We start from the raw sequence: 20,322 nt of genomic DNA, 5'->3' as shown, positions 1-20,322 counted from the left end.
CCGATTCTTGGCGGGATAATCATTAGCGTTGGAAAGACAAGGTACATAAATAAAGCGTTATGGAAGTTAAAATATTTGATTGCTATCTTAATGAAAGAAATTAAATATGAGATAAATATTTTCCAACATACAACCCACTTGCAGCAGCTTGAGATAATGAATGAGTGACGCCTGAACAATCTCCAACTAAAAATAGCCCATGCACACTTGTTTCAAAATGGTTATTGGTTTTTATCGTAGGAGCATAGAACTTTCCGTCAATTCCATATAATAAAGTATCTTTATCGATCGGTTCCTGGATAAATTGTTCTAAACGTAATAAAAATTCTTTAAGCCCTTCAATATATAATCGAGGAATTTCTGTATTCAAATCTCCATAATCTCCTTGTAGTGTAGGCTGTATACGGTTATGTTTCATGCCGTTCTCTGTTGTAGGTTGTTTATTTAGTAAGTCCTCTAAGCGCTGTATAACAATTCGATCTTGTCCTTGGTTAATGCTTTTAATAATTGAACTTGCGTATACATTTGCTTCTTTGAGAGTTGAAAAATAGCGCGGGATAAATAAAGTGAAATTTAAGTTAGGTGTGCCAGTTCCTTCCTCTCGAAAATTTTGACCGTCAGGCATAACTAAACCTTCTTCGTACTTTCTAATGATGCGTCCTTTTGGATTCATACAGTATGTAGTTGCGGTGAAGTGTTCATGCTCATAAGAAAGTTTTGTCTCAAATGTATCTTTTAATATAGAACGTAATTGGTGTTCGTTCATCTCTACTCTAATCCCTAAATCTACACGAGTTTGCTCCTGAGAAATATTGAGAGAAGTGCACATTTTTTTTAACCAATCCGCTCCAGAACGCCCAGTTGCAAATACTAGTTGCTTAGATTGAACTGTTCCTTCATTTGTCTCTATTGTAAAATGATCTTTCTGTTTCATAATGTGTTGTACATCTATATGAAATTGTATATTTATTTTCGTAAGTAAAAATTCATAGAGCTGCTGAAAAATGTCACTTGAAAGGGTAGTACCAAGATGTCTTACTTCTGTTGTTAGCATTTGTAAACCACACGTTTCAGCTCTCTTATTGAGATTTGGATTTTCTGTAGAGTATTTTGAAACAGAACTTCCTCCGAACTGACATAGAATTTCATCTACTTCAGCCATAAGTTGTATAAAGCCTTCTTTACCGACTTTTTGCTCAAGTTCTCCGCCAAATCCGTTTGTATAATTAAATTTCCCTTCAGATTTTCCTAAACCACCAAACCCAAAATATTTATCACATGTAGTACAAGTACACACTTTTCCTTCGTCTAAAGGACAATGGCGATCTTCTAGCGCTTTACCTTTATCAAGAATTAAAACCTTTTTGTTACTTTTAGCCAGTGAATAAGCCATAAAAATGCTACTTACTCCAGCACCGATAATTGTAACATCATACATTTTCTTTCACCTGCTAACGAATAGTTTGTTTTTTATTTTTCTAGTGTATAACAATTTTATGAAGTTAAGAAATAGCTTTTATTAATAAAGAGAGAGTTTTTGAACTTGATGCTTTTTTAATTTCTCCGATGGGTGAAGTAAATACAAATGTTTTTATTTGAAAGAAGAAATGGTTTTAAAGGATCACTATGTCATATGATTAATAAAATCTTAGATATAAAAAACAGACCTTTAAAGTGAAGAGGTCTGTTAATGATTTCAAATCTTATTTAGCGAAGACATGGTTACCGATTACTGCTACTGTTTGACGTGTCGTAATCCATTTGTCTGTTGATGTTTTTGGGTTATAGAAATAAAGCCAATCAGAATGTATTCCATTTGTGGAGATAGCCTCTTCTACTGCCATTTTTGCTTCTGGGCTCGCAGGATGATTAATTCTTCCATCTGTAACAGGAGTAAATGCATATCCGTGTTTAATAGGTTCATAAATAACGCCTGTTATTGTATTTGGAAAACCTTTTGCGTTTACACGATTTAGTATAACTTTTGCTACAGCCACTTTACCTTTATAGGATTCGCCACCTGCTTCAGCGGTAACTAAGCGTGCCATTAAGTCTTTTTCTTTTTCTGAAATGCTTGAGTTAATTTTCAAATGTTGTCCCGTATAAAGTTTGTTTCCGACTGTATTGTTGATTTGTTTTATAGATTGAACGGTAACATTGTAACGCTTTGCTATCGTTTCTAATGAATCTCCCTGTTGTACTTGATAAATAATTTGTCCAGAAATGTTTGCAGGTTTGACGTTTTGACGAACGGTAATTTCATTTGAGTTCGTGGACCCTGGAATATTTAACTGTTCGCCAATGAAAGTTTGATCGTTTCCTTTATTATTAGCCTGTTTAATGGATTGTATTGAAACGCCGTATTGTTTACTAATGCCCCAAAGTGTATCATTCTTTTTTACTGTGTGAATGGTAGAAGCTTCAGCTGTACTTTGATGACATACGAATGTAATTGCAGCTGCAGATAAAGGGATTATATGTTTTATTTTTAATAATTTCATTGTAAATCCTCCTAGGAAAAATAAGGTGAAACAGTTAAGTAATGTAGTTCAGAATTTATATGTATAATATTTTAATATAAGTATATTAGCACGTATAAAATAAATAATCATTATAAGTTTCTTATTTAGTTAGTTTAGAGTCCGAATATGAAATATTGCATATGAAAATACATTGAAGTTCATATTGCTGATTACTATAATCTATTTAGTAGAAGGATAACTTTATATGTTATAGAAATTAAATCATTATAGATTAATATAATGATTTAATAGTTTGTCAATTGGAGGAGTGATGTAATGAATATATTTAAAAGAATATCTGTTTCAGTTGTAATCATTTCAATATGTTTAGGAATAGGAGGTATTGTCAATATTGTAAATGCTGATTCTATAGAACAGCAGGGTAAATTAGGAATAGAGCAAGAAGCAGGTAAGCAAATCATTGTAAAATTTAGAGCAGATTTGAAATTGCCATATGAAGATGGTATTGAAAAACAGATACAAGATCAAGCAAGTGACAAAGTACTAGAAGATCTTTTGGTAGAATATCCAGATGCAACATTTACTCGTTTATTTACATCTGTAAGTCCAGAAGAAATACAAGACCTTGAAGTGAAAGCACCTAATAATGTATCTACAAGTTTATTAAACTACTATATTCTTCGAAATCAAAATAGTGGGCATGAAGAAGAACTAGTAGATAAGCTAAAGGCATCTTCTTTAATAGAAGATGTGTATATGAAGAAACAAGAAAAAATAACGCCACCAGAAGTACAACCATCAAATGTATCTCTTAATCCTAATAATAATCCTAGATTTAAAAAACAAGGATATCTTGAAGCAGCCCCATACGGTATTAATGCGTCTTTTGCCTGGGGAGTTCAAGGTGGAAATGGAAATGGTATAACTTTTGTTGATATGGAATATGGTTGGTTATTAAATCATGAGGATTTAGTACATCAAAATATTGAATTAATGTCTGGAATAAATATAGATCAACATGTCGGCCATGGGACGTCTGTACTAGGAATTGTATCCTCTGAGGACAATGAAGTTGGGAATATTGGGATTGCGCCAAAAGCGAAAGCAAAGGTGATTTCTCAAATAAGAGATAACGGACAGTATAATACAGCTGATGCAATATTAAGTGCTGTAAATCATTTAGAAGCTGGGGATGTTTTATTATTAGAGGCACAAGCTTCCTTTGATGGATATGGTGATAAATATTTACCTGTTGAAGTACAACCAGATATCTTTGATGCAATTCGTGCTGGTACAGATAAAGGTGTTGTCATTATAGAGGCTGGAGCAAATGGTTGGAATGATTTAGATCAATTTAAAGATAGAAATGGTAAACAAATTTTAAATCGCAATAGTAAAGATTTTAAAGATTCAGGTGCAATTATGGTAGGAGCGGGCTCTTCATCTTTCCCTCACGAGCGCATGTGGTTTTCGAATTATGGAAGCCGTATTGATGTGTATGGCTGGGGAGAAAACGTAGATACAACTACAGCTGAGCAAAGTCGAAGTGCTGTAAATCTTTATACATCTAGCTTTAGTGGCACATCGAGTGCTTCGCCTATTATTGCCGGAGCAGCGACTTTAGTACAAAGCATTGCTAAAGAAAATTTAGGACAACCATATAGACCAAGTGAACTAAGAGCAATATTAAGCAACCACAACACAGGAACAAAATCTAAAGATCCATATTTAGATAAAATTGGTGTTTTACCAGATTTGAAGTCTATACTAGTAAACTTAGGGTATGGACAAAGAAAACCAAACGGTGGGAATGAGTTACAAGTAACAGAAAATGAACCAAATAATGAGCCTAGACAGGCAAATAAAGTTAACATTCATACACCGGTGAAAGGAACGCTACATAATAGGGATAATGTAGATGTATTTACTTTCCAAATTGACTCACCAGAAAATATTAATATTTCTCTACTAAATGAACAAAACATTGGAATGACATGGGTACTTCATCATGAATCAGATTTAAACAACTATGTAGCATATGGTGAAAATGAAGGGAATGTAGTTAAAGGAACTTATAATGCAAAGCCAGGTAAATATTATTTATATGTTTATAAGTATGAGAATAAAGATGGTTCATATATATTGAATATAAAATAAACGAAAGGAACTTCAGATGAAGTTCCTTTAAATTTTTCTAATTCAGTATATGTGAATGATTTTTTAACTTTACTTCTATGCAATATTTCATATTGATGAAATGTTATTTATTTTTTACTCACCAGATTATATTATATTCAATAAGTTTGATATAAAAGGGAAAAAGGAGGAAGAATAATGAGCAATAAGAAGTTTATTTTGAAATTATTCATATGTAGTATGATATTTATCACATCTGTATTTGCTTTACATGATAAGCAAGTCGTTGCAGCTAGCTCTGTTATTGAACTTGAAAATTGGTCAAAATGGATGCAACCTATACCTGATAACATCCCGTTAGCACGAATTTCAATTCCAGGAACACATGATAGTGGTACGTTCAAATTACAAAATCCAATAAAGCAAGTATGGGGAATGACGCAAGAGTATGATTTTCGTTATCAAATGGATCATGGAGCTCGCATTTTTGATATAAGAGGCCGTTTAACAGATGATAATACGATAGTTCTTCATCATGGGCCATTATACCTTTATGTAACACTGCATGAATTCATAAACGAAGCGAAACAATTTTTAAAAGATAACCCAAGTGAAACAATTATTATGTCTTTAAAAAAAGAGTATGAGGATATGAAAGGGGCAGAAGGTTCCTTTAGTAATACGTTTGAAAAAAAATATTTTGTTGATCCTATCTTTTTAAAAACAGAAGGAAATATAAAACTTGGAGATGCTCGAGGGAAAATTGTACTACTAAAAAGATATAGTGGTAGTAATGAATCTGGAGGATATAATAATTTTTATTGGCCAGATAATGAGACGTTTACGACAACTGTAAATCAAAATGTAAATGTAACAGTACAAGATAAATATAAAGTGAGTTATGATGTGAAAGTAAAATCTATTAAAGATACGATCAATGAAACGATGAACAATAGTGAGGATTTAAATCATCTATATGTTAATTTTACAAGCTTGTCTTCTGGTGGTACAGCATGGAATAGCCCATATTATTATGCCTCTTATATAAATCCCGAAATTGCGGCATATATTAAACAAGAGAATCCAAAAAGAGTTGGTTGGGTGATCCAAGATTATGTTAGTGATAAGTGGTCACCGATTCTCTATCAAGAAGTTATAAGAACTAATAAGTCACTTTAAGTTTCACCATAATTTCATAGAAACAATGTAACGCTATTAAAAGTCTTGTGGAATTCCCATAAGACTTTTTAGTATTTGATATTATGAGAATCAAAGTTCTTTGAATAGGTTTATATAATAATTTAATGCAGTTATAAAATCGACATGAGAAAATTGTCGATAAATGTCGATTATTATTGTAATATAAAACATATAAGTATAATATACAGATGAGGTGGATTTATTGTCTTTTATTAAAAATAGTAAAATTGGAACGAAATTAAATGTGTTAGTCATTATATCGAGTTTGGCTTGTATCATGTTATCTTCTCTGGGGTTTTTAGGGCTTCAAAAAGGTGAAAATACATCTTCTAGTATGTATGACGAAAGGCTATTACCAATTGAATGGATAGGAACTGTAGAATCAAATTTTTACCATGTTAATATGAATTTTATGGAGATTATGATATCGAAAGATGAAAAAAGAATGAAAGAACTAATAACAGAAATGGATAAGACTAGGAAAGAAAATGATGAGTTATTAAAACAATTTGAAACTAGAATTAGTTCTCATAAAGAAAAGGGCTTGTATAATGCATTTCAAAGTCAATTCAAAGATTTAAGAATACAAATGAAGAAAGCACAGGACTTGGGACTGACTAATAATGAAGAAGCCTATAGCTATTATTTAAAAGAAATTGAGCCTAATATGGGAAAAACAATTCAGTCTATCCGTGAACTTATTTTATATAATAATACCGCGGCTGAACAACTACAAAAAGAGAATATAAATAGTGTGAAAAATACAATAATAACATTTGTAATTATTTCATTTGTTGGAATCATAATAATTATTTTTATTGGTTTTATAATAAAAAATGTTATAAAAAAACCAATTGTATTATTACAAAAAGATATGGAACGAGTATCTGCTGGAGATTTAACAATTCGAACTTCTTATAAATCCGAGAACGAATTAGGCCATATTGTACAATCCTTTAATAGTATGTTAGATAACTTGCAACAATTAGTCGGTCAGGTGAAGGTTACAGCAAAAGAAGTGATTATTTCAACTGAAAATATGTTACAAGAGACAAAAACGGCAGCAAATATATCAAACGAGGTTGTTCGAACTACTTCTGAAATAAATAAAGAAATAGAGGGACAAGTGACTAGTATTCAAGAAAGTTCAACTGCGATGGAAGAAATTGCAACTGGAGTTCAAACAGTAGCTGAATCTTCAGCGATGGTTGCTGAAGTTGCTGTTGCAACAATAGACCAAGCAAATGCTGGTAGTGAAGTTATAAAACAATCTATTCGTCAAATGAATAGTGTGAATGAAGTTGTCGAAGAAACTTCTAAGGTCATTGATAGACTTGTTACACGTACACAACAAATTGAAGAAGCGCTAGATATTATTACTAATATTGCAGAACAAACGAATTTACTGGCCTTAAATGCTGCAATTGAGGCAGCACGCGCCGGAGAAAATGGAAAAGGATTTGCAGTAGTTGCAGCTGAAGTAAGAGGTCTGGCTGAGAAATCTAAAACGTCTGTAAATGATATAAATAATTTATTACGTTTTATACATCAAGATACACAGGATACAGTTCATGTAATGAAAAAAGGTCATCAACAGGTTAGTGGTGGTAAAGAAGCAGCATATAAGGCAGAACTCGCATTTTCATCTATTATGCAAGATATTAATAGAATAACGTCCCAAATTCAAGAAGTGTCTGCTGCCACAGAAGAAATGTCTGCTGGGACAGAAGAAGTGAATGCCTCTTTATCAATAGTTTCTGAAACTGCAACACAAGTCGCACAAGAAACGAATCGAACGGTACAATCAATTCAAGCACAAGCCACATTGATTCAAGAAATAACGACGAAATCTAATGAAATGAAAAAGAAAGTCGAAAATTTAGAAATGCTAATTTCACAATTCATTATTGAAGAATAAGTTTGTTAACATTTATCATTAGTATAAACTTTAAGATAATCAATATAGTCTGCGTTGCACAATTTGAAAAAGGACCTTTATAGGTTCTTTTTTTGTAAATGGTGTGAATGCTATGTTCTATTATAGTGAAAAACAGAAACTTAATAATCATTTAAATTTGTACCTATAAATTTAATATGTAATAATGAATTTGATTTATTCTAATGAAATGGAGGTATATACTATGAAGTTTCCACATGATTTTTTATTCGGGGCTGCTTCAGCTTCTTATCAAGTAGAAGGTGCATGGAATGAGGATGGAAAAGGTGTTACGAATTGGGATGAGTTTTCAAAAATTCCTGGCAAAACATACAATGGAACAAATGGTGATGTAGCGGTTGATCATTATCATCGATATAAGGAAGATGTTCGTTTAATGGCTGAGATGGGATTGGAATCGTATCGTTTTTCGATTTCTTGGGCGAGAATATTGCCGACTGGAGATGGAGAGGTAAATGAAAAAGGCATTAAATTTTATAACAATTTAATTGATGAATGTTTAAAGTACGGGATTGTACCGTTTGTCACTTTATATCATTGGGATCTACCATTACCGTTAGAAAAGGATGGTGGGTGGACGAATAAACGAACAGCAGATGCTTTTGTAAAGTATGCCGAAATTTGCTTTAAGGCATTTGGTGATAGAGTGAAACATTGGATTACTTTTAATGAAACAGTAATGTTTTGTGGATTAGGCTATTTAAAAGGTGCACATCCACCAGGAATACAAAATGATGTTCCAAAGTATTTTCAAGCGACTCATTATGTATTTTATGCGCATGCGAAAACAGTTGCGGTGTACAAGCAGCTGAAACAATATGGGGAGATTGGGATTACACATGTTTTCTTACCTGCTTATAGTGTGGATGATGAAAAAGAAAATATACTAGCAGCAAATCATGCGAATGAATATGAAACGTATTGGTATTATGATCCAGTTTTAAAAGGTGAGTATCCACCTTATGTTGTTCAACAATTAAAGGAAAAAGGGTGGACTCCTAATTGGACGGTTGAAGAATTAGAAATCATTAAACAAAATGCCGAAAAGAATGATTTTATTGGCTTGAATTATTATCAACCAATACGAGTAGAAAGATACGATATGGATATAAAGAGCGATGAGCATTCTCGAGAAAACTCAACACTTGCTCCAGGTAATCCTTCTTTTGATGGTTTTTATCGCACAGTAAAAATGGATGATAAAACATATACAAAATGGGGATGGGAAATATCTCCCGAAGGTTTCTTAGATGGATTGCATATGTTGAAAGAGCGTTACGGTGACATAAAGATGTATGTAACGGAAAATGGACTTGGTGATGAAGATCCAATCATTGAAGGAGAAGTTGTAGATGTTCCGAGAATTAAATTTATTGAAGAGCATTTAAAAGTAATAAAGCGTGCAATTGAAGAGGGAATCAATTTAAAAGGTTATTATGCATGGTCAGTGATTGATTTATTAAGTTGGTTAAATGGGTATAAAAAGCAATATGGCTTTATTTTTGTCGATCATAATGATAACTTAAAACGTAAGAAAAAACTTTCGTTTCATTGGTATAAACATGTGATCGAAACGAGAGGAGAAGAGTTATAACAGATAAAAGAGTATTTTAGGAGAAAGTGTATGAGTGCAAAGTATAAACAAATTGCAGATGTGTTAGAGCAAAACATTCGAGATGGGCTTTTTAATGAAACGAAAAAACTACCTACAGAAGAAGCTTTGATGAATCGGTTTGAAGTAAGCCGTAATACGATACGTAAAGTAATTAGTCAGCTTGTAAATAGAGGTTATATTTTTCAAGTGCAAGGTAGTGGTATGTTTTTACGCGAAACTTCTGTAACAGATTACATTAATTTAGGAAGTTTACGTGGATTAACGAAAAATCTCGTTTCGCAAAATATTGAAACGAAAGTGTTAGAGCTTGAAGTAATAGATGCGGACGAAGATATAGCAAAGCGGATGCAATGCGAAGCTGAAACTAGGATATATTTTTTGAAGCGTTTAAGAATTGTAGATGGTAAACCGTTCTCTATTGAAGTAAGTTATTTCAAAAAAGATATTATTCCATATTTGAATAAAGAAATAGCATTAAGCTCTGTATACAGTTATTTCATTGAAGATTTACGATTAAATATTGGCTTTGCCGATAAAGTTATTAGTTGTGAAAAAGTAAATAAAGAAAACGCGCAGCTGTTAGAATTAAATGAAGGTGATCCGGCGCTTCTTATTGAAAATACAGTATGTCTTGTAAACGGGACAATTTTCGAGTTATCTCAATCGATGTTTCATTATGAAAAGACTAAACTTTTAAATCGAATTAATTTCAAATAAAAAAAGAAAATAATTTATCTTGTGAAAAGCAACTGAGTCCAAAGTGATCAGTTGCTTTTTATTTTTCAAAGTGGATGAGCAAAAAAACACAAAAGTGGTTGGTCCGTTTTTGGCAAACATACATTATGATAAGAGAAGAAAGGTAGTATGTTATTAACGTTTTAAAGAGGAAGTTCTTTATTAAAATAGATTGTCTTTAGAGAGGTGAAGATACAATGAGTTTTGCAATTTCACTAGTGGTTATTATTGTAATTGTATCGCTGTTTGGGACCGTGCTAGTTGCACGAAATGTGGAGGAGAATTACGGCAAGTCTACAAAGAGAAATGTGAAAAACTTATCAACTATTTATATTCTCCTTCTTTTTGTACTACTTGTTGGGGTAACGTGGTATGCGGTAGTGATTTAATAGTTTTGAAAGAAAAAGGTTAATATTGTATATGATGGAGGAGTATGATTTTGATAAAAAATGAACGCCACGTATTAATTGTTTTTCCGCATCCAGATGATGAGTCATATTGCGTGGCAGGTACAATTTTAGCTTATGCGCAGCGAAATGTTCCTCTTACTTATGTTTGCTTAACGTTAGGTGAAATGGGGAGAACGATGGGGAATCCTCCTTTTGCAACACGTGAATCATTAAATGTTATAAGAGAGAAGGAACTAAAGAGGGCTACAAATATTTTAGGGATTAAAGATTTACGTATGATGGGATATCGTGATAAAACTCTTGAATTTGAAACTCCCGGAGAGTTAAGACGTGTAATACAAAAATGTGTAGAAGAAGTGAATCCTTCGTTAGTCATTTCTTTTTCTCCGGGATATGCGGTTCATCCAGATCATGATGCAACAGGAGAAGCGGTAGCAGAGGCGTTATCTAATATTCCGGAATATAAAAGGCCAACATTTTATGCGGTAGCTTTTTCGAAGAATCATGAAGCGGAAATAGGTCCTCCACATTTTAAAAATGAAGTGAAAGAATATGTTCCCAAAAAGTTAGAGGCATTGCAAGCACATGCATCACAATTTGCGACGAAAGTAACGGAACTAAAAAGAGAGTATAAAGAAGGTGTACCGGAAACAGTAGAGTGGTTAGAAAAGGAACCATTTTGGATATATTCATTCAAAGATAAGAGTAAGTGACGTTATAGCTGAAGGTGATGAATATGTATTTTGAATATAAGAATCGGAAAATTTCTTACAATATAGAAGGATCGGGCCCTGTTATATTGTTATTACACGGTCTTGGTGGGAACGCAAACAATTGGCTATATCAAAGGCAATATTTCAAAGAGAATTGGACGGTGATCTCTCTTGATTTACCGGGGCATGGGAAATCTGAAGGGCTGGAAATTCCTTTTAAAGAATATGCAAATGTTTTGTATGAGTTATGCAGTTATTTAAAGCTACAAAAAGTAGTTATGTGTGGTCTTTCAAAAGGAGCTAGAGTCGGTATCGATTTTGCTATTCAATATCCAGGCTTTGTTTCCAGTTTAATTGTTGTAAATGCATGTCCCTATTTGGATCCTGAAGATCGAAAAGAACGAATTGAAGTATATGATTTACTTAGCTTACACGATAATGGAAAAACATGGGCGGATACATTATTGAAGGCGATGGGAGTAGCAAATAATGAAGTAATTGTTAGGGGATTTTATCAATCTTTACAGTCTATTAATTCGGTGCATATTCAAAGATTATTTGCTGAATTAGTAGATTATGATCAAAGACCGTTTCTTTCAAATATTTCATGTCCTACTTTAATTATAAGAGGGGAAAATGATGATTTCGTTCCCGAGAAATATGTAAGAGAGTTTGAAAGACGTTTGAAAAATACAACTTTTATTGAGTTTAAAAATAGTGGACACTTACCTTATTTAGAACAGCCGACTAGCTTTAATATGACGGTAGAAAGATTTTTAAATCATGCACTTAATTAATACTATTATTACAGTCAATACTGTTATTAGGAAATCAAGTATATTTCGTTTTGAGAGGGGCAATAAGGTGGAATGGAAACCAAATCGTGCAGATAAGACGCCTGTATATAAACAAATAGCGGATTATATGGAAAGGGGTATTTCTTCAGGTGAGTTTCCTTCTGACAGCAAGTTACCTTCTGAGCGTACGTTAGCGAAAGAATTACAAGTGAACCGAAGTACGATAGTAGCTGCATATGAAGAATTAAAATCACTTGGAGTAGTAGAACGGCAAAAAGGAAGTGGGACACGGGTAAATACAGACATATGGGGTGTTTCACATAAACGAATACCGAACTGGGGTAGGTACGTTGAGGATGGATCGTTCTTACCTAATGTACCACTCGTTCAACAAATTCGAACGGAAACACAAAAAGACGACTTAATTAATTTAGCGAGTGGTGAATTGTCACCAGAATTGATTCCGAGTGATAGATTCCGAACGATTTTGTCGGAGAAAACATTTATGGAAAACCTCGGTTATGACCATCCACTTGGAAATGAAATGTTGAGAAAAACAATTGCAGCACATGTTCAGCAATATAAACAAATTGAAGCAGATTCGAATTCTATCCTTATTACATCTGGCGCACAACAGGCACTTAATCTTATCGTTCAATGCTTATTAAAACCTGGCGATGCGATTGCAATTGAGGACCCTTCGTATTGTTTCTCATTGCCGATGTTTAAATCCGCTGGCTTAAAAATATTCCATTTACCTGTTGATCAGCATGGAATGAATCCAGATGATTTAATTGATTTGCATAAAAAGCATCGTATTCGCATGGTATTTTTGAATCCAGATTATCAAAATCCAACGGGAACTGTGCTTTCATTAGCAAGACGTAAAAAGATTTTAGAACTGTCTTCTGAATTTGGGATACCGATTGTAGAAGATGATCCGTATAGTTTAACTTCATTTAATGGAGAAGTGAATCCAACATTAAAATCAATGGATCAAAACGGAAATGTTCTTTATATAAGTTCATTATCAAAAATTGTTGCATCAGGATTACGTATTGGCTGGGTAATTGGCCCTACGCGTGTAATAGAACGTTTAGCAGATGCGAAGCAGCAAGTTGATTTTGGCCATAGCGTATTTACGCAGTGGGTGGCAAATCAATTTTTAGAATCAGAAGATTTTCATGCACATATTACAATGCTTCGTGGACAATTGAAGGAAAGAAGAGATGCATTAATTAGAAAGCTTGAAGAAATATTGGGGGACCAGGTTGAATTTTTTGTTCCAGAGGGTGGAATACATTTATGGTGCAAAGTGCAAGGAACATTTGATGAATATCATTTATTAGGTGAATCTATACGAAATGGTGTAGCGTTTGTTCCGGGAAGTGTTTTAGGTACTAAAAGTGAATATATTCGATTTACTTTTGGGAGAGTAGATGTCGAACAAATTCAGCTGGGAATTACGAGGTTTGCGGAAACGTTAAATGAGATTTCATAATAGTGATGCATATTGAAATGAGGGAAAGAAATGAAGTACGTGACGCTTTTACTTCAAGTAGGCGTGCTATATGTATTTAGCATAGTTGGTACGTGGATTCAGGGAGTATTCCATCTATCAATGCCGGGAAGTTTAATAGGGGTGTTAATGCTGTTTTTACTCCTTTCTACTCGTATTTTACCATTAAAGTGGTTTGAGGAAGGTGCGGAAAAGTTAATCATATTTTTACCGTTATTTCTAATTCCTTCGACAACAGGGCTGATGGAATATGGGTCTTTTCTTTTCAGTAAGGGGAGTGTTATATTCCTTTTAGTAGTTGCAAGCACGGTAGTAACTTTGATTGTTTCAGGGTATATAAGTCAATTATTAGTAACATCAAAAAAATAAAATCGACAAGGTGCATGATGCAAATGGTCTTAATTATTATTACTGTAGTAATGTATGTATTCGCGACAAAGTTATATAAAAAATTTACGTTTCCATTTACATTACCGGTGTTAACAGTTACAGCGAGTATGATTTGCTTATTTCTGATTTTTGGTATTTCTCATCATGAGTATAGAGAAAATGGGGGAGATATTCTTTCCGGTTTATTGAGTCCTGCAATTGTAGCGTTAGCGATACCTTTATTTAAAGAGCGAAAAATACTTATGAAAAACGTTTTGTCGATACTTATCGGCGTAGCGGTAGGTATAGTGGCTTTAACGAGTATGAATGTAGTGATTGGTGAGATGTTAAATATAGATAAGGAGCTCATATTAACAACACTGCCGCAATTAGCGACGATGCCTATCGCCGTTTCATTAGCGGATCAAATTGGTGGTATTCCATCTATGACTTCTAGTTTTGTAGTTGTTGCAGGAATAACAGGTGCTATTATCGGACCAACAGTACTTAAGCTTTTCCGAATAACAAGTACGATTGGAAAAGGAGTGGGGATGGGATGCGCATCACATATTATCGGTGTGAGCCGTCTCGTGAAGGAGGGCGAGAAAGAGGCGACGATCGGTTCGGTGACGATGATTGTAACCGGAATACTCATTAGTATATTTATACCTTATGGAACGAAATTTATATTTTAAAATGTAATGGAGATGGTGAAAATGACAACATGGTTTATAGTTACATTATTTATTTTTGGAGCTCTTAAAGTACTAGTTTCTAGTATGCCAACTTCTGTTGTAGAATCAATTATTAGTAGATTTGAATTGCATCAAAAACTTGAAGAAGAGAATACCTCTATATCGATAAATGGAAAAAATATAGAGGGGGAAATGAAACTACAAGTTATTCATGAATTTAATGAGGCTTTATTTTTAGATAAACATTATTTCCCACCGCACGGGGAAGGAACACCGATCGTTATTAACACGAAGAAAGGGAATAAAGAGATTAGGTTTTCTCTATATAGCCATGAGGAACATGTGGATGTAATCAAGCAATATAAGAAGAAAATCGTTGCCTACCGTTTACGTTCAAAAATTCTTCAAAATCCTGCATCATTAGCAATAACTGAAGATTATGCTTAAGAAGAGATCTATAATGGTCTCTTTATTTTTGTATGAAATGATATATTTTCCAAATAAAAGAAAAGAAAATCATATAGCCAAATAAAGAGTATGTATGATTCCAATCTACGCTATGGATAAAGAAACCGAATCTTTCAGCAACCTGTTCAAAAATGCTAGCACAAATACCTATTGAAACAATAAATAGCATTCTAGAAACTGCAGTTAATGTTTTTGAAATTTGTATGAAAATCGTTGTTAAAATCGGTAGTGCAAACAAAGTAAAACCAATGTTAACTGAAAATATGGATGAGAATGGTCTAACCGGAAAGGCATACATTTGTTTCGCGACAAAGAAAGCATCTAAGCAAGTTCCGATAATACAAGAGAGTAAGATTGTAACTGCTAATGCTAAAAAATCATTCTTCTTCTCGAAGGAGGACGTTTTTCTTTGCAAGAATGGCGAGTTCAATTTTTTCGAGCGTTTTACAGTAGTCTTCTGTAATTTGTCCATTTATATTTTCCTCCTTATCTACTAAGTAATTTACAACTTGCCAGTCCGTAAACCAATCTTCACTGTCAACTTCTTCATGCTTCATATCTCGCCATGCATAGATGAGTTCAGGACTGTATATACGATAAGCGCCACTACGCAACTGGCATTTTTTTATTCGACGCTTATAAAATTCACGGGAAAAAGATTCATTTACACTTGAGAATAAATGAGGCCAGTAATCTTTCCTTGATCCTGTATGTGGATGGTGCTGGGCCCAGCTTATTATTTGAGATAAAACATGTGTGTCTCGAAATAATAAGGAATACAACCTTTTTCCAATTAAGATTCGTTCGTGTAAGGAAGTGAAATGCTTCATTGTATCACCAAATAGTAATACTTTGTGTTTCTTATCATTTTCGTAGAATGGGAAAAGGATATGATTAAACTGAAAGAAATCAAAGAGTTTAAATCCAATACTATTAAGTACAGTCTTTTTAAATTGTATATTTTGAATCACTCTTTTTTCTAAGTAGTTTTGTTCATTAATAATAGTTGCAATGGCTAATGTTTTTTTGTTACCTGTTTTCCAAAAATCGTTCCACATCGTTTCCATAAATGTAGAAACATTTAGGTGAGGGAGAAGGTGAAATAGCTTTTGTGCTCTTTTTACACTTTGTTCGTAAAGCAGAAATTGAGGATATACATCTTGGAAAATAAGCCAATTCCCTCTTTCTAAAAAAGAAAAAAATGTGACTTGATCTTTCTCTGATAAAATTTTCGTATATAAATCGCCCTTTAAATCAGTCATATTCCAACCGCCGTTACGTGATACCATATGCCCAAGTAGTGCCCAATGTATTTCTGGATATTGAATGTAAAATTGGTAGTATGCGCGTGTTCTTGTAACATTATTTTTATTTAGCTGTTCTGTTTGTATTTTTATGTTGTTGATGATCAGTTGCTCTTCTTTCGTTAATTTATACATCGTGTCAGAATGAATGAGCTTGTTTTTTTGTTTCAATTCATTTTTTACATCAAATAGGGATAGAGGCAATGCTTTGGAAAGTCCGTTATCTGTATGATTTGAATTGCTTCGGTACATTCCATTACCTCCCTTTTTCATAAATTTAAACATGATTATTGGCTATGAATCATTCTATTTATTTTATTACGAGTATAAGAAATAAATGAGCGGTGTTTTTTACAAGGTATTTATTATGCAAACAGTATAAAAAATCTTACTGTTGTGAGGTGAAATGAAAAACAGAAACTATTTTTAATAGTTTCTGTTTTTTTATTTTGTCAATTAAATGTAACAAACGACGATTATGATTTAAATCAATTGAAAATAATTCAATAAATTTTATAAATACTATATTAATTGAAATGTTTGGTAGGAGGAAAAGAGATGCTGAATAAAATAATTTTAATTACTGGTGGTACAGGTTCGTGGGGACATGAACTTATAAAACAACTATTAGAAAAATCACCGAAAGAAATTAGGGTTTTTTCAAGAAATGAAACGGTTCAGTTTGAAATGCAGCAACAGTTTATAAATGATGATAGGTTAAAATTTATTATTGGAGATATTCGTGATAAAGATCAAATAGCCTATGCATGCCAAGGTGTACATTATGTATTCCATCTTGCAGCTTTAAAACATGTTCCAGTATGTGAGTATTATCCTTATGAAGCTATAAAAACTAATATACATGGTACACAAAATGTAATTGAAGCATCTATACAGATGCAAGTTGAGAAAGTTATATATGTTTCAACGGATAAAGCAGCTGACCCATCAAATACGTATGGGATGACAAAAGCAATTGGTGAGAAGTTAATGGTTCATGCGAATATGCAAACGAAGAAAACAAAATTTATTTGTGTTCGTGGTGGAAATGTTTTAGGGACGAGCGGAAGTGTGGTACCACTTTTTAAAAACCAAATTAAAAAATCTTCACAAGTAGGGATTACCGATGCAAATATGACTAGATTTTTCTTAACGATTGAAGATGCTGTTCGATTGTTATTTAAAGCAGCATCTGAAGGAAGAGGAGGGGAGATCTTTGTTATGAAAATGACAGCATGTAAAATAACGGATTTAGCAAAAGTATTGATTGAAGATTCGAAAAAAGAAAATGTGAAGATAAAAGAGGTAGGGATAAGACCTGGTGAAAAATTAAGTGAAATGCTTTTATCTGAGGTAGAGAGTAAAACAAGTATAAGTTTTGATCAAAATTATTTTGTTGTGCTACCGACTATTCCTATAGAAGGACTTCAAGAATATTATGCTAGTTATCCGCTTGTGGATGTGAAGAGTTTTAGTTCTCAACAAGACTTACTTACAAAACATGAGGTGAAACAAATGCTAGAAAAAGGAGGGTTTTTACGATGAAAAAAAATGCGAGCCTCTTAATAACTGGCGCAAATGGCTTCACAGGGCGCCATGCTTGCCAATATTTTTTAGAGCAGGGCTTTCATGTAATTCCTATGTTTCAAAATCGTGCACATAGAGAAATAATTGGGAATGGTATTACTTGTAATTTAACTAATAAGAGCGAAGTAATGAAGGTAATGAAACAAATAAAGCCAGATTATGTATTGCATTTAGCAGGAAGGAATTCGGTCATAGAGTCTTGGACAGCTGCTCTTGAATATGTAGAGGTTAATGTAATAGGGACATTATATTTATTAGAAGCAATTAAGCAAGAAGTACCTCACTGTAGAACATTGGTTATAGGATCTGCTTTGCAAGCAGATAGTATGAACAACATAAAAATTTCAAATCCATATAGTTTAAGTAAAACGATGCAAGTCATTATTGCAGAGGCGTGGAGTGAATTAATGAATTCAAATATTATCATTGCAAAGCCCTCGAATTTAATTGGTCCAGGAGTATCGAATGGTATTTGTTCTATTCTTGCAAAAAAAATGATAACTATAGAGTCGAATAAAAGTGAAGCAATTATTGAAGTAAACAGTTTGAAAGATAGTAGGGATTTTCTAGATGTACGTGATGCGGTTAAAGCGTATCATGTGTTATTGCGCGATGGAATAAATGGAAAACAATATAATATTGGATCAGGGGTAAAACGGTCTTTATTAGATGTACTAGAACAATACAAAGAATTAACACAGCTGAATTTTTCCATAAAAGAAGCAGAGCATAGTGGGAGCGAATCAAATGAGAGTTTAGTAATAGAGGATATAAAAAGGTTAGGTTGGGTCCCAGAAATTCAATTCCATCAATCATTAAAAGATGTACTCGAGTATGCGAAGTGTAGTGAAATCTGCATTCAATGAAAAATGAAAAGGATGTAAGAAATATATGAATGGCTATAAAACAATAGATAATCAAAATACGCTATGTCTTTTAATTGTTGATACGCTGGACTGGAAAGATGAAGAAGAGCATGTTTTGTGTATCTATGAGGCGATAAAGAAATGTCGGGCCTATGTGGAAGGAAGAAAGGGTGATCGGAAAAATCCAGTAATAGGTACAGGAACTAGGCCTGTAATCCAAGTCTTTGCTCAGTATGAATGTAGTGAGTATGGAAATGATTTTTATGATCTTATTAAAGATTTTTTGCAAGATGTAGGATTTGAGTTACATGTTTATATAAATAATAGTAAGTTTACTTACATTTAATAGATTAGTATAAAACAAGATTTTTAATGATAAAGGTGGATATAAATTATGAATAAAAAGATTCTCTTTACTGGGGGCGGTACAGCCGGACACGTAATGATTAATATGGTATTGATCCCTAAATTTATGGAAAAAGGATGGGGAGTTGAGTATATTGGATCTCAAAATGGAATTGAAAAACTATTAGTTCAAAATGTTAAGTATAATAGTATTTCAACAGGGAAGCTTAGGAGGTATTGGGATTGGGAGAACTTTAAAGATCCTTTTAAAATAATAAAAGGTTGCATACAAAGTTATAAATTGATGAAACGAATAAAACCAGATGTTGTTTTTTCGGCAGGAGGATTTGTGTCCGTTCCTGTAGTAATAGGAGCGTGGATGAATAAAGTACCTGTAATAATACGTGAACCAGATAGTACGTTAGGATTAGCAAATAAAATAGCATTACCTTTTACTACAAAACTATGCACAACATTTCCTCAGACAGGAGAAAATGTAAGTAATGAGAAGAAGGTTTATGTAGGACCAATTGTAAGGGAAGAAATTGAGAGGGGCAACGTATTGCGGGGAAGAAGCTATTGTAAATTTCAGCAAGATAAACCAGTATTGTTAATTATGGGTGGGAGTCAAGGTGCTCAATGGATAAATGATATGGTAAGGGAAAGTTTGGAAACATTACTATTAAATTTTAATATTGTTCATATGTGCGGTAAAGGGAAGGTGGATTCATCTATTGGTATGGAAGGTTATATGCAATTTGAGTATATAGGGGACGAGTTGCCGCATATACTAAATATGGCGAGTGTTGTAGTTTCTAGAGCGGGTTCTACTGCTATTTCTGAATTGCTATTTTTGAAGAAACCGATGTTGCTTATCCCGTTAACTAACAGTTCCAGTAGGGGAGATCAAGTTTTAAATGCTGAATATTTTTCTCGGCAAGGATATGCGGAAGTTTTACTCCAAGACAGAATAAGTACGAATGTATTCATACATGCAGTAAATAAGTTGCATACAAATAAGGAGAGATATATTCAAAACATGAATGGATATAAGAAAACAAATGATGAGGGGATTCATCAATTAATAGATATAATAAATGAAGTGGTGAAGTAATAGAAATTT

General features: G+C 33.2%; 20 protein-coding genes. 16 read left to right on the top strand and 4 right to left on the bottom strand.

Features of this window, described 5'->3' with window-relative positions; all coding sequences use genetic code 11:
• Positions 1 to 100: 100 nt before the first annotated feature.
• Both JDS82_RS00280 and JDS82_RS00275 read right to left on the bottom strand, forming a co-directional pair.
• The gene (locus JDS82_RS00280) at positions 101 to 1,438 is read right to left on the bottom strand and encodes an NAD(P)/FAD-dependent oxidoreductase (RefSeq protein WP_199712496.1); all 1,338 of its coding nucleotides are present in this window, start codon (positions 1,436 to 1,438) and stop codon (positions 101 to 103) included.
• A 265-nt stretch (positions 1,439 to 1,703) separates the two neighbouring features.
• Positions 1,704 to 2,501 (bottom strand): cell wall hydrolase, encoded by a 798-nt coding sequence (locus JDS82_RS00275; RefSeq protein WP_064470351.1) that lies wholly within the window; start codon positions 2,499 to 2,501, stop codon positions 1,704 to 1,706.
• A 297-nt stretch (positions 2,502 to 2,798) separates the two neighbouring features.
• Here JDS82_RS00275 and JDS82_RS00270 point away from each other — a divergent pair, with 297 nt between their 5' ends.
• The 12 genes from JDS82_RS00270 to JDS82_RS00215 all read left to right on the top strand — a co-directional run bounded on the left by JDS82_RS00270 (position 2,799) and on the right by JDS82_RS00215 (position 15,076).
• A complete protein-coding gene (locus JDS82_RS00270; RefSeq protein WP_001020066.1) occupies positions 2,799 to 4,640 on the top strand; it encodes a S8 family peptidase in 1,842 nt (613 codons plus the stop codon).
• Positions 4,641 to 4,817: 177 nt separating this feature from the next.
• Positions 4,818 to 5,798, top strand: coding sequence for a phosphatidylinositol-specific phospholipase C (locus JDS82_RS00265; protein ID WP_064469400.1), 981 nt, complete (start codon positions 4,818 to 4,820; stop codon positions 5,796 to 5,798).
• A 223-nt stretch (positions 5,799 to 6,021) separates the two neighbouring features.
• A complete protein-coding gene (locus JDS82_RS00260) occupies positions 6,022 to 7,737 on the top strand; it encodes a methyl-accepting chemotaxis protein (protein ID WP_199712495.1) in 1,716 nt (571 codons plus the stop codon).
• A gap of 223 nt (positions 7,738 to 7,960) precedes the next feature.
• A complete protein-coding gene (locus tag JDS82_RS00255) occupies positions 7,961 to 9,370 on the top strand; it encodes a glycoside hydrolase family 1 protein (RefSeq protein ID WP_000671623.1) in 1,410 nt (469 codons plus the stop codon).
• A 30-nt stretch (positions 9,371 to 9,400) separates the two neighbouring features.
• Complete coding sequence (locus JDS82_RS00250) at positions 9,401 to 10,108, top strand: GntR family transcriptional regulator (RefSeq protein WP_001274905.1); 708 nt, start codon at positions 9,401 to 9,403, stop codon at positions 10,106 to 10,108.
• Positions 10,109 to 10,323: 215 nt separating this feature from the next.
• Positions 10,324 to 10,515 (top strand): hypothetical protein, encoded by a 192-nt coding sequence (locus tag JDS82_RS00245; protein ID WP_000006469.1) that lies wholly within the window; start codon positions 10,324 to 10,326, stop codon positions 10,513 to 10,515.
• 53 nt (positions 10,516 to 10,568) lie between these two features.
• On the top strand, positions 10,569 to 11,249 hold the full coding sequence (gene bshB2 / locus JDS82_RS00240) for a bacillithiol biosynthesis deacetylase BshB2 (RefSeq protein ID WP_199712645.1): 681 nt from the start codon (positions 10,569 to 10,571) through the stop codon (positions 11,247 to 11,249).
• Positions 11,250 to 11,272: 23 nt separating this feature from the next.
• Positions 11,273 to 12,046 carry an alpha/beta fold hydrolase gene (locus JDS82_RS00235; RefSeq protein ID WP_199712494.1) on the top strand — a complete coding sequence of 258 codons (774 nt, stop codon included), beginning with the start codon at positions 11,273 to 11,275 and terminating at the stop codon, positions 12,044 to 12,046.
• A gap of 67 nt (positions 12,047 to 12,113) precedes the next feature.
• The gene (gene pdxR / locus JDS82_RS00230; protein WP_071742789.1) at positions 12,114 to 13,547 is read left to right on the top strand and encodes a MocR-like pyridoxine biosynthesis transcription factor PdxR; all 1,434 of its coding nucleotides are present in this window, start codon (positions 12,114 to 12,116) and stop codon (positions 13,545 to 13,547) included.
• Between the two features lie 30 nt (positions 13,548 to 13,577).
• Positions 13,578 to 13,934 carry a CidA/LrgA family holin-like protein gene (locus JDS82_RS00225; protein WP_199712493.1) on the top strand — a complete coding sequence of 119 codons (357 nt, stop codon included), beginning with the start codon at positions 13,578 to 13,580 and terminating at the stop codon, positions 13,932 to 13,934.
• A gap of 23 nt (positions 13,935 to 13,957) precedes the next feature.
• Positions 13,958 to 14,629 carry an LrgB family protein gene (locus JDS82_RS00220; RefSeq protein ID WP_000242956.1) on the top strand — a complete coding sequence of 224 codons (672 nt, stop codon included), beginning with the start codon at positions 13,958 to 13,960 and terminating at the stop codon, positions 14,627 to 14,629.
• A gap of 21 nt (positions 14,630 to 14,650) precedes the next feature.
• Entirely contained in the window at positions 14,651 to 15,076 is a 426-nt protein-coding gene (locus JDS82_RS00215; RefSeq protein WP_000214627.1) for a YfmQ family protein, read from the top strand.
• Between the two features lie 22 nt (positions 15,077 to 15,098).
• Here the strand turns inward: JDS82_RS00215 and JDS82_RS00210 are convergent, their stop codons facing one another.
• Together JDS82_RS00210 and JDS82_RS00205 are read right to left on the bottom strand one after the other, a co-directional pair.
• Positions 15,099 to 15,569, bottom strand: coding sequence for a CBO0543 family protein (locus JDS82_RS00210; protein WP_000359642.1), 471 nt, complete (start codon positions 15,567 to 15,569; stop codon positions 15,099 to 15,101).
• Positions 15,475 to 16,653 carry a DUF2515 domain-containing protein gene (locus JDS82_RS00205; RefSeq protein ID WP_000286276.1) on the bottom strand — a complete coding sequence of 393 codons (1,179 nt, stop codon included), beginning with the start codon at positions 16,651 to 16,653 and terminating at the stop codon, positions 15,475 to 15,477. Before JDS82_RS00205 ends, JDS82_RS00210 begins: the two co-directional genes overlap by 95 nt.
• A gap of 306 nt (positions 16,654 to 16,959) precedes the next feature.
• Between JDS82_RS00205 and JDS82_RS00200 the strand changes: the two genes are divergently transcribed.
• Genes JDS82_RS00200 through JDS82_RS00185 form a run of 4 tightly spaced genes read left to right on the top strand, consistent with a single transcriptional unit; the run spans position 16,960 to position 20,313 of the window.
• Complete coding sequence (locus tag JDS82_RS00200) at positions 16,960 to 17,946, top strand: UDP-N-acetylglucosamine 4,6-dehydratase family protein (protein ID WP_199712492.1); 987 nt, start codon at positions 16,960 to 16,962, stop codon at positions 17,944 to 17,946.
• Complete coding sequence (locus JDS82_RS00195) at positions 17,943 to 18,854, top strand: SDR family oxidoreductase (RefSeq protein ID WP_199712491.1); 912 nt, start codon at positions 17,943 to 17,945, stop codon at positions 18,852 to 18,854. Before JDS82_RS00200 ends, JDS82_RS00195 begins: the two co-directional genes overlap by 4 nt.
• A gap of 25 nt (positions 18,855 to 18,879) precedes the next feature.
• Positions 18,880 to 19,200: a DUF6572 domain-containing protein gene (locus JDS82_RS00190; protein ID WP_199712490.1), complete on the top strand. Its 321-nt coding sequence runs from the start codon at positions 18,880 to 18,882 to the stop codon at positions 19,198 to 19,200.
• A gap of 48 nt (positions 19,201 to 19,248) precedes the next feature.
• Positions 19,249 to 20,313: an undecaprenyldiphospho-muramoylpentapeptide beta-N-acetylglucosaminyltransferase gene (locus JDS82_RS00185; protein WP_199712489.1), complete on the top strand. Its 1,065-nt coding sequence runs from the start codon at positions 19,249 to 19,251 to the stop codon at positions 20,311 to 20,313.
• Positions 20,314 to 20,322: the final 9 nt, after the last annotated feature.

The organism is Bacillus cereus group sp. N14, from assembly GCF_016483555.1.
GTDB lineage: Bacteria > Bacillota > Bacilli > Bacillales > Bacillaceae_G > Bacillus_A > Bacillus_A wiedmannii.
Note: the sequence above shows the minus strand (reverse complement) of the source record. Positions and strands in the feature narration are given on the sequence as shown.

Excerpts from the sequence above, each read along its gene's own strand:
- JDS82_RS00280 (WP_199712496.1), bottom strand. The coding sequence starts at position 1,438 with ATGTATGATGTTACAATTATCGGTGCTGGAGTAAGTAGCATTTTTATG.
- JDS82_RS00275 (WP_064470351.1), bottom strand. The coding sequence starts at position 2,501 with ATGAAATTATTAAAAATAAAACATATAATCCCTTTATCTGCAGCTGCA.
- JDS82_RS00270 (WP_001020066.1), top strand. The coding sequence starts at position 2,799 with ATGAATATATTTAAAAGAATATCTGTTTCAGTTGTAATCATTTCAATA.
- JDS82_RS00265 (WP_064469400.1), top strand. The coding sequence starts at position 4,818 with ATGAGCAATAAGAAGTTTATTTTGAAATTATTCATATGTAGTATGATA.
- JDS82_RS00255 (WP_000671623.1), top strand. The coding sequence starts at position 7,961 with ATGAAGTTTCCACATGATTTTTTATTCGGGGCTGCTTCAGCTTCTTAT.
- JDS82_RS00250 (WP_001274905.1), top strand. The coding sequence starts at position 9,401 with ATGAGTGCAAAGTATAAACAAATTGCAGATGTGTTAGAGCAAAACATT.
- JDS82_RS00245 (WP_000006469.1), top strand. The coding sequence starts at position 10,324 with ATGAGTTTTGCAATTTCACTAGTGGTTATTATTGTAATTGTATCGCTG.
- JDS82_RS00235 (WP_199712494.1), top strand. The coding sequence starts at position 11,273 with ATGTATTTTGAATATAAGAATCGGAAAATTTCTTACAATATAGAAGGA.
- JDS82_RS00225 (WP_199712493.1), top strand. The coding sequence starts at position 13,578 with ATGAAGTACGTGACGCTTTTACTTCAAGTAGGCGTGCTATATGTATTT.
- JDS82_RS00220 (WP_000242956.1), top strand. The coding sequence starts at position 13,958 with ATGGTCTTAATTATTATTACTGTAGTAATGTATGTATTCGCGACAAAG.
- JDS82_RS00215 (WP_000214627.1), top strand. The coding sequence starts at position 14,651 with ATGACAACATGGTTTATAGTTACATTATTTATTTTTGGAGCTCTTAAA.
- JDS82_RS00210 (WP_000359642.1), bottom strand. The coding sequence starts at position 15,569 with ATGGACAAATTACAGAAGACTACTGTAAAACGCTCGAAAAAATTGAAC.
- JDS82_RS00205 (WP_000286276.1), bottom strand. The coding sequence starts at position 16,653 with ATGTACCGAAGCAATTCAAATCATACAGATAACGGACTTTCCAAAGCA.
- JDS82_RS00200 (WP_199712492.1), top strand. The coding sequence starts at position 16,960 with ATGCTGAATAAAATAATTTTAATTACTGGTGGTACAGGTTCGTGGGGA.
- JDS82_RS00195 (WP_199712491.1), top strand. The coding sequence starts at position 17,943 with ATGAAAAAAAATGCGAGCCTCTTAATAACTGGCGCAAATGGCTTCACA.
- JDS82_RS00190 (WP_199712490.1), top strand. The coding sequence starts at position 18,880 with ATGAATGGCTATAAAACAATAGATAATCAAAATACGCTATGTCTTTTA.
- JDS82_RS00185 (WP_199712489.1), top strand. The coding sequence starts at position 19,249 with ATGAATAAAAAGATTCTCTTTACTGGGGGCGGTACAGCCGGACACGTA.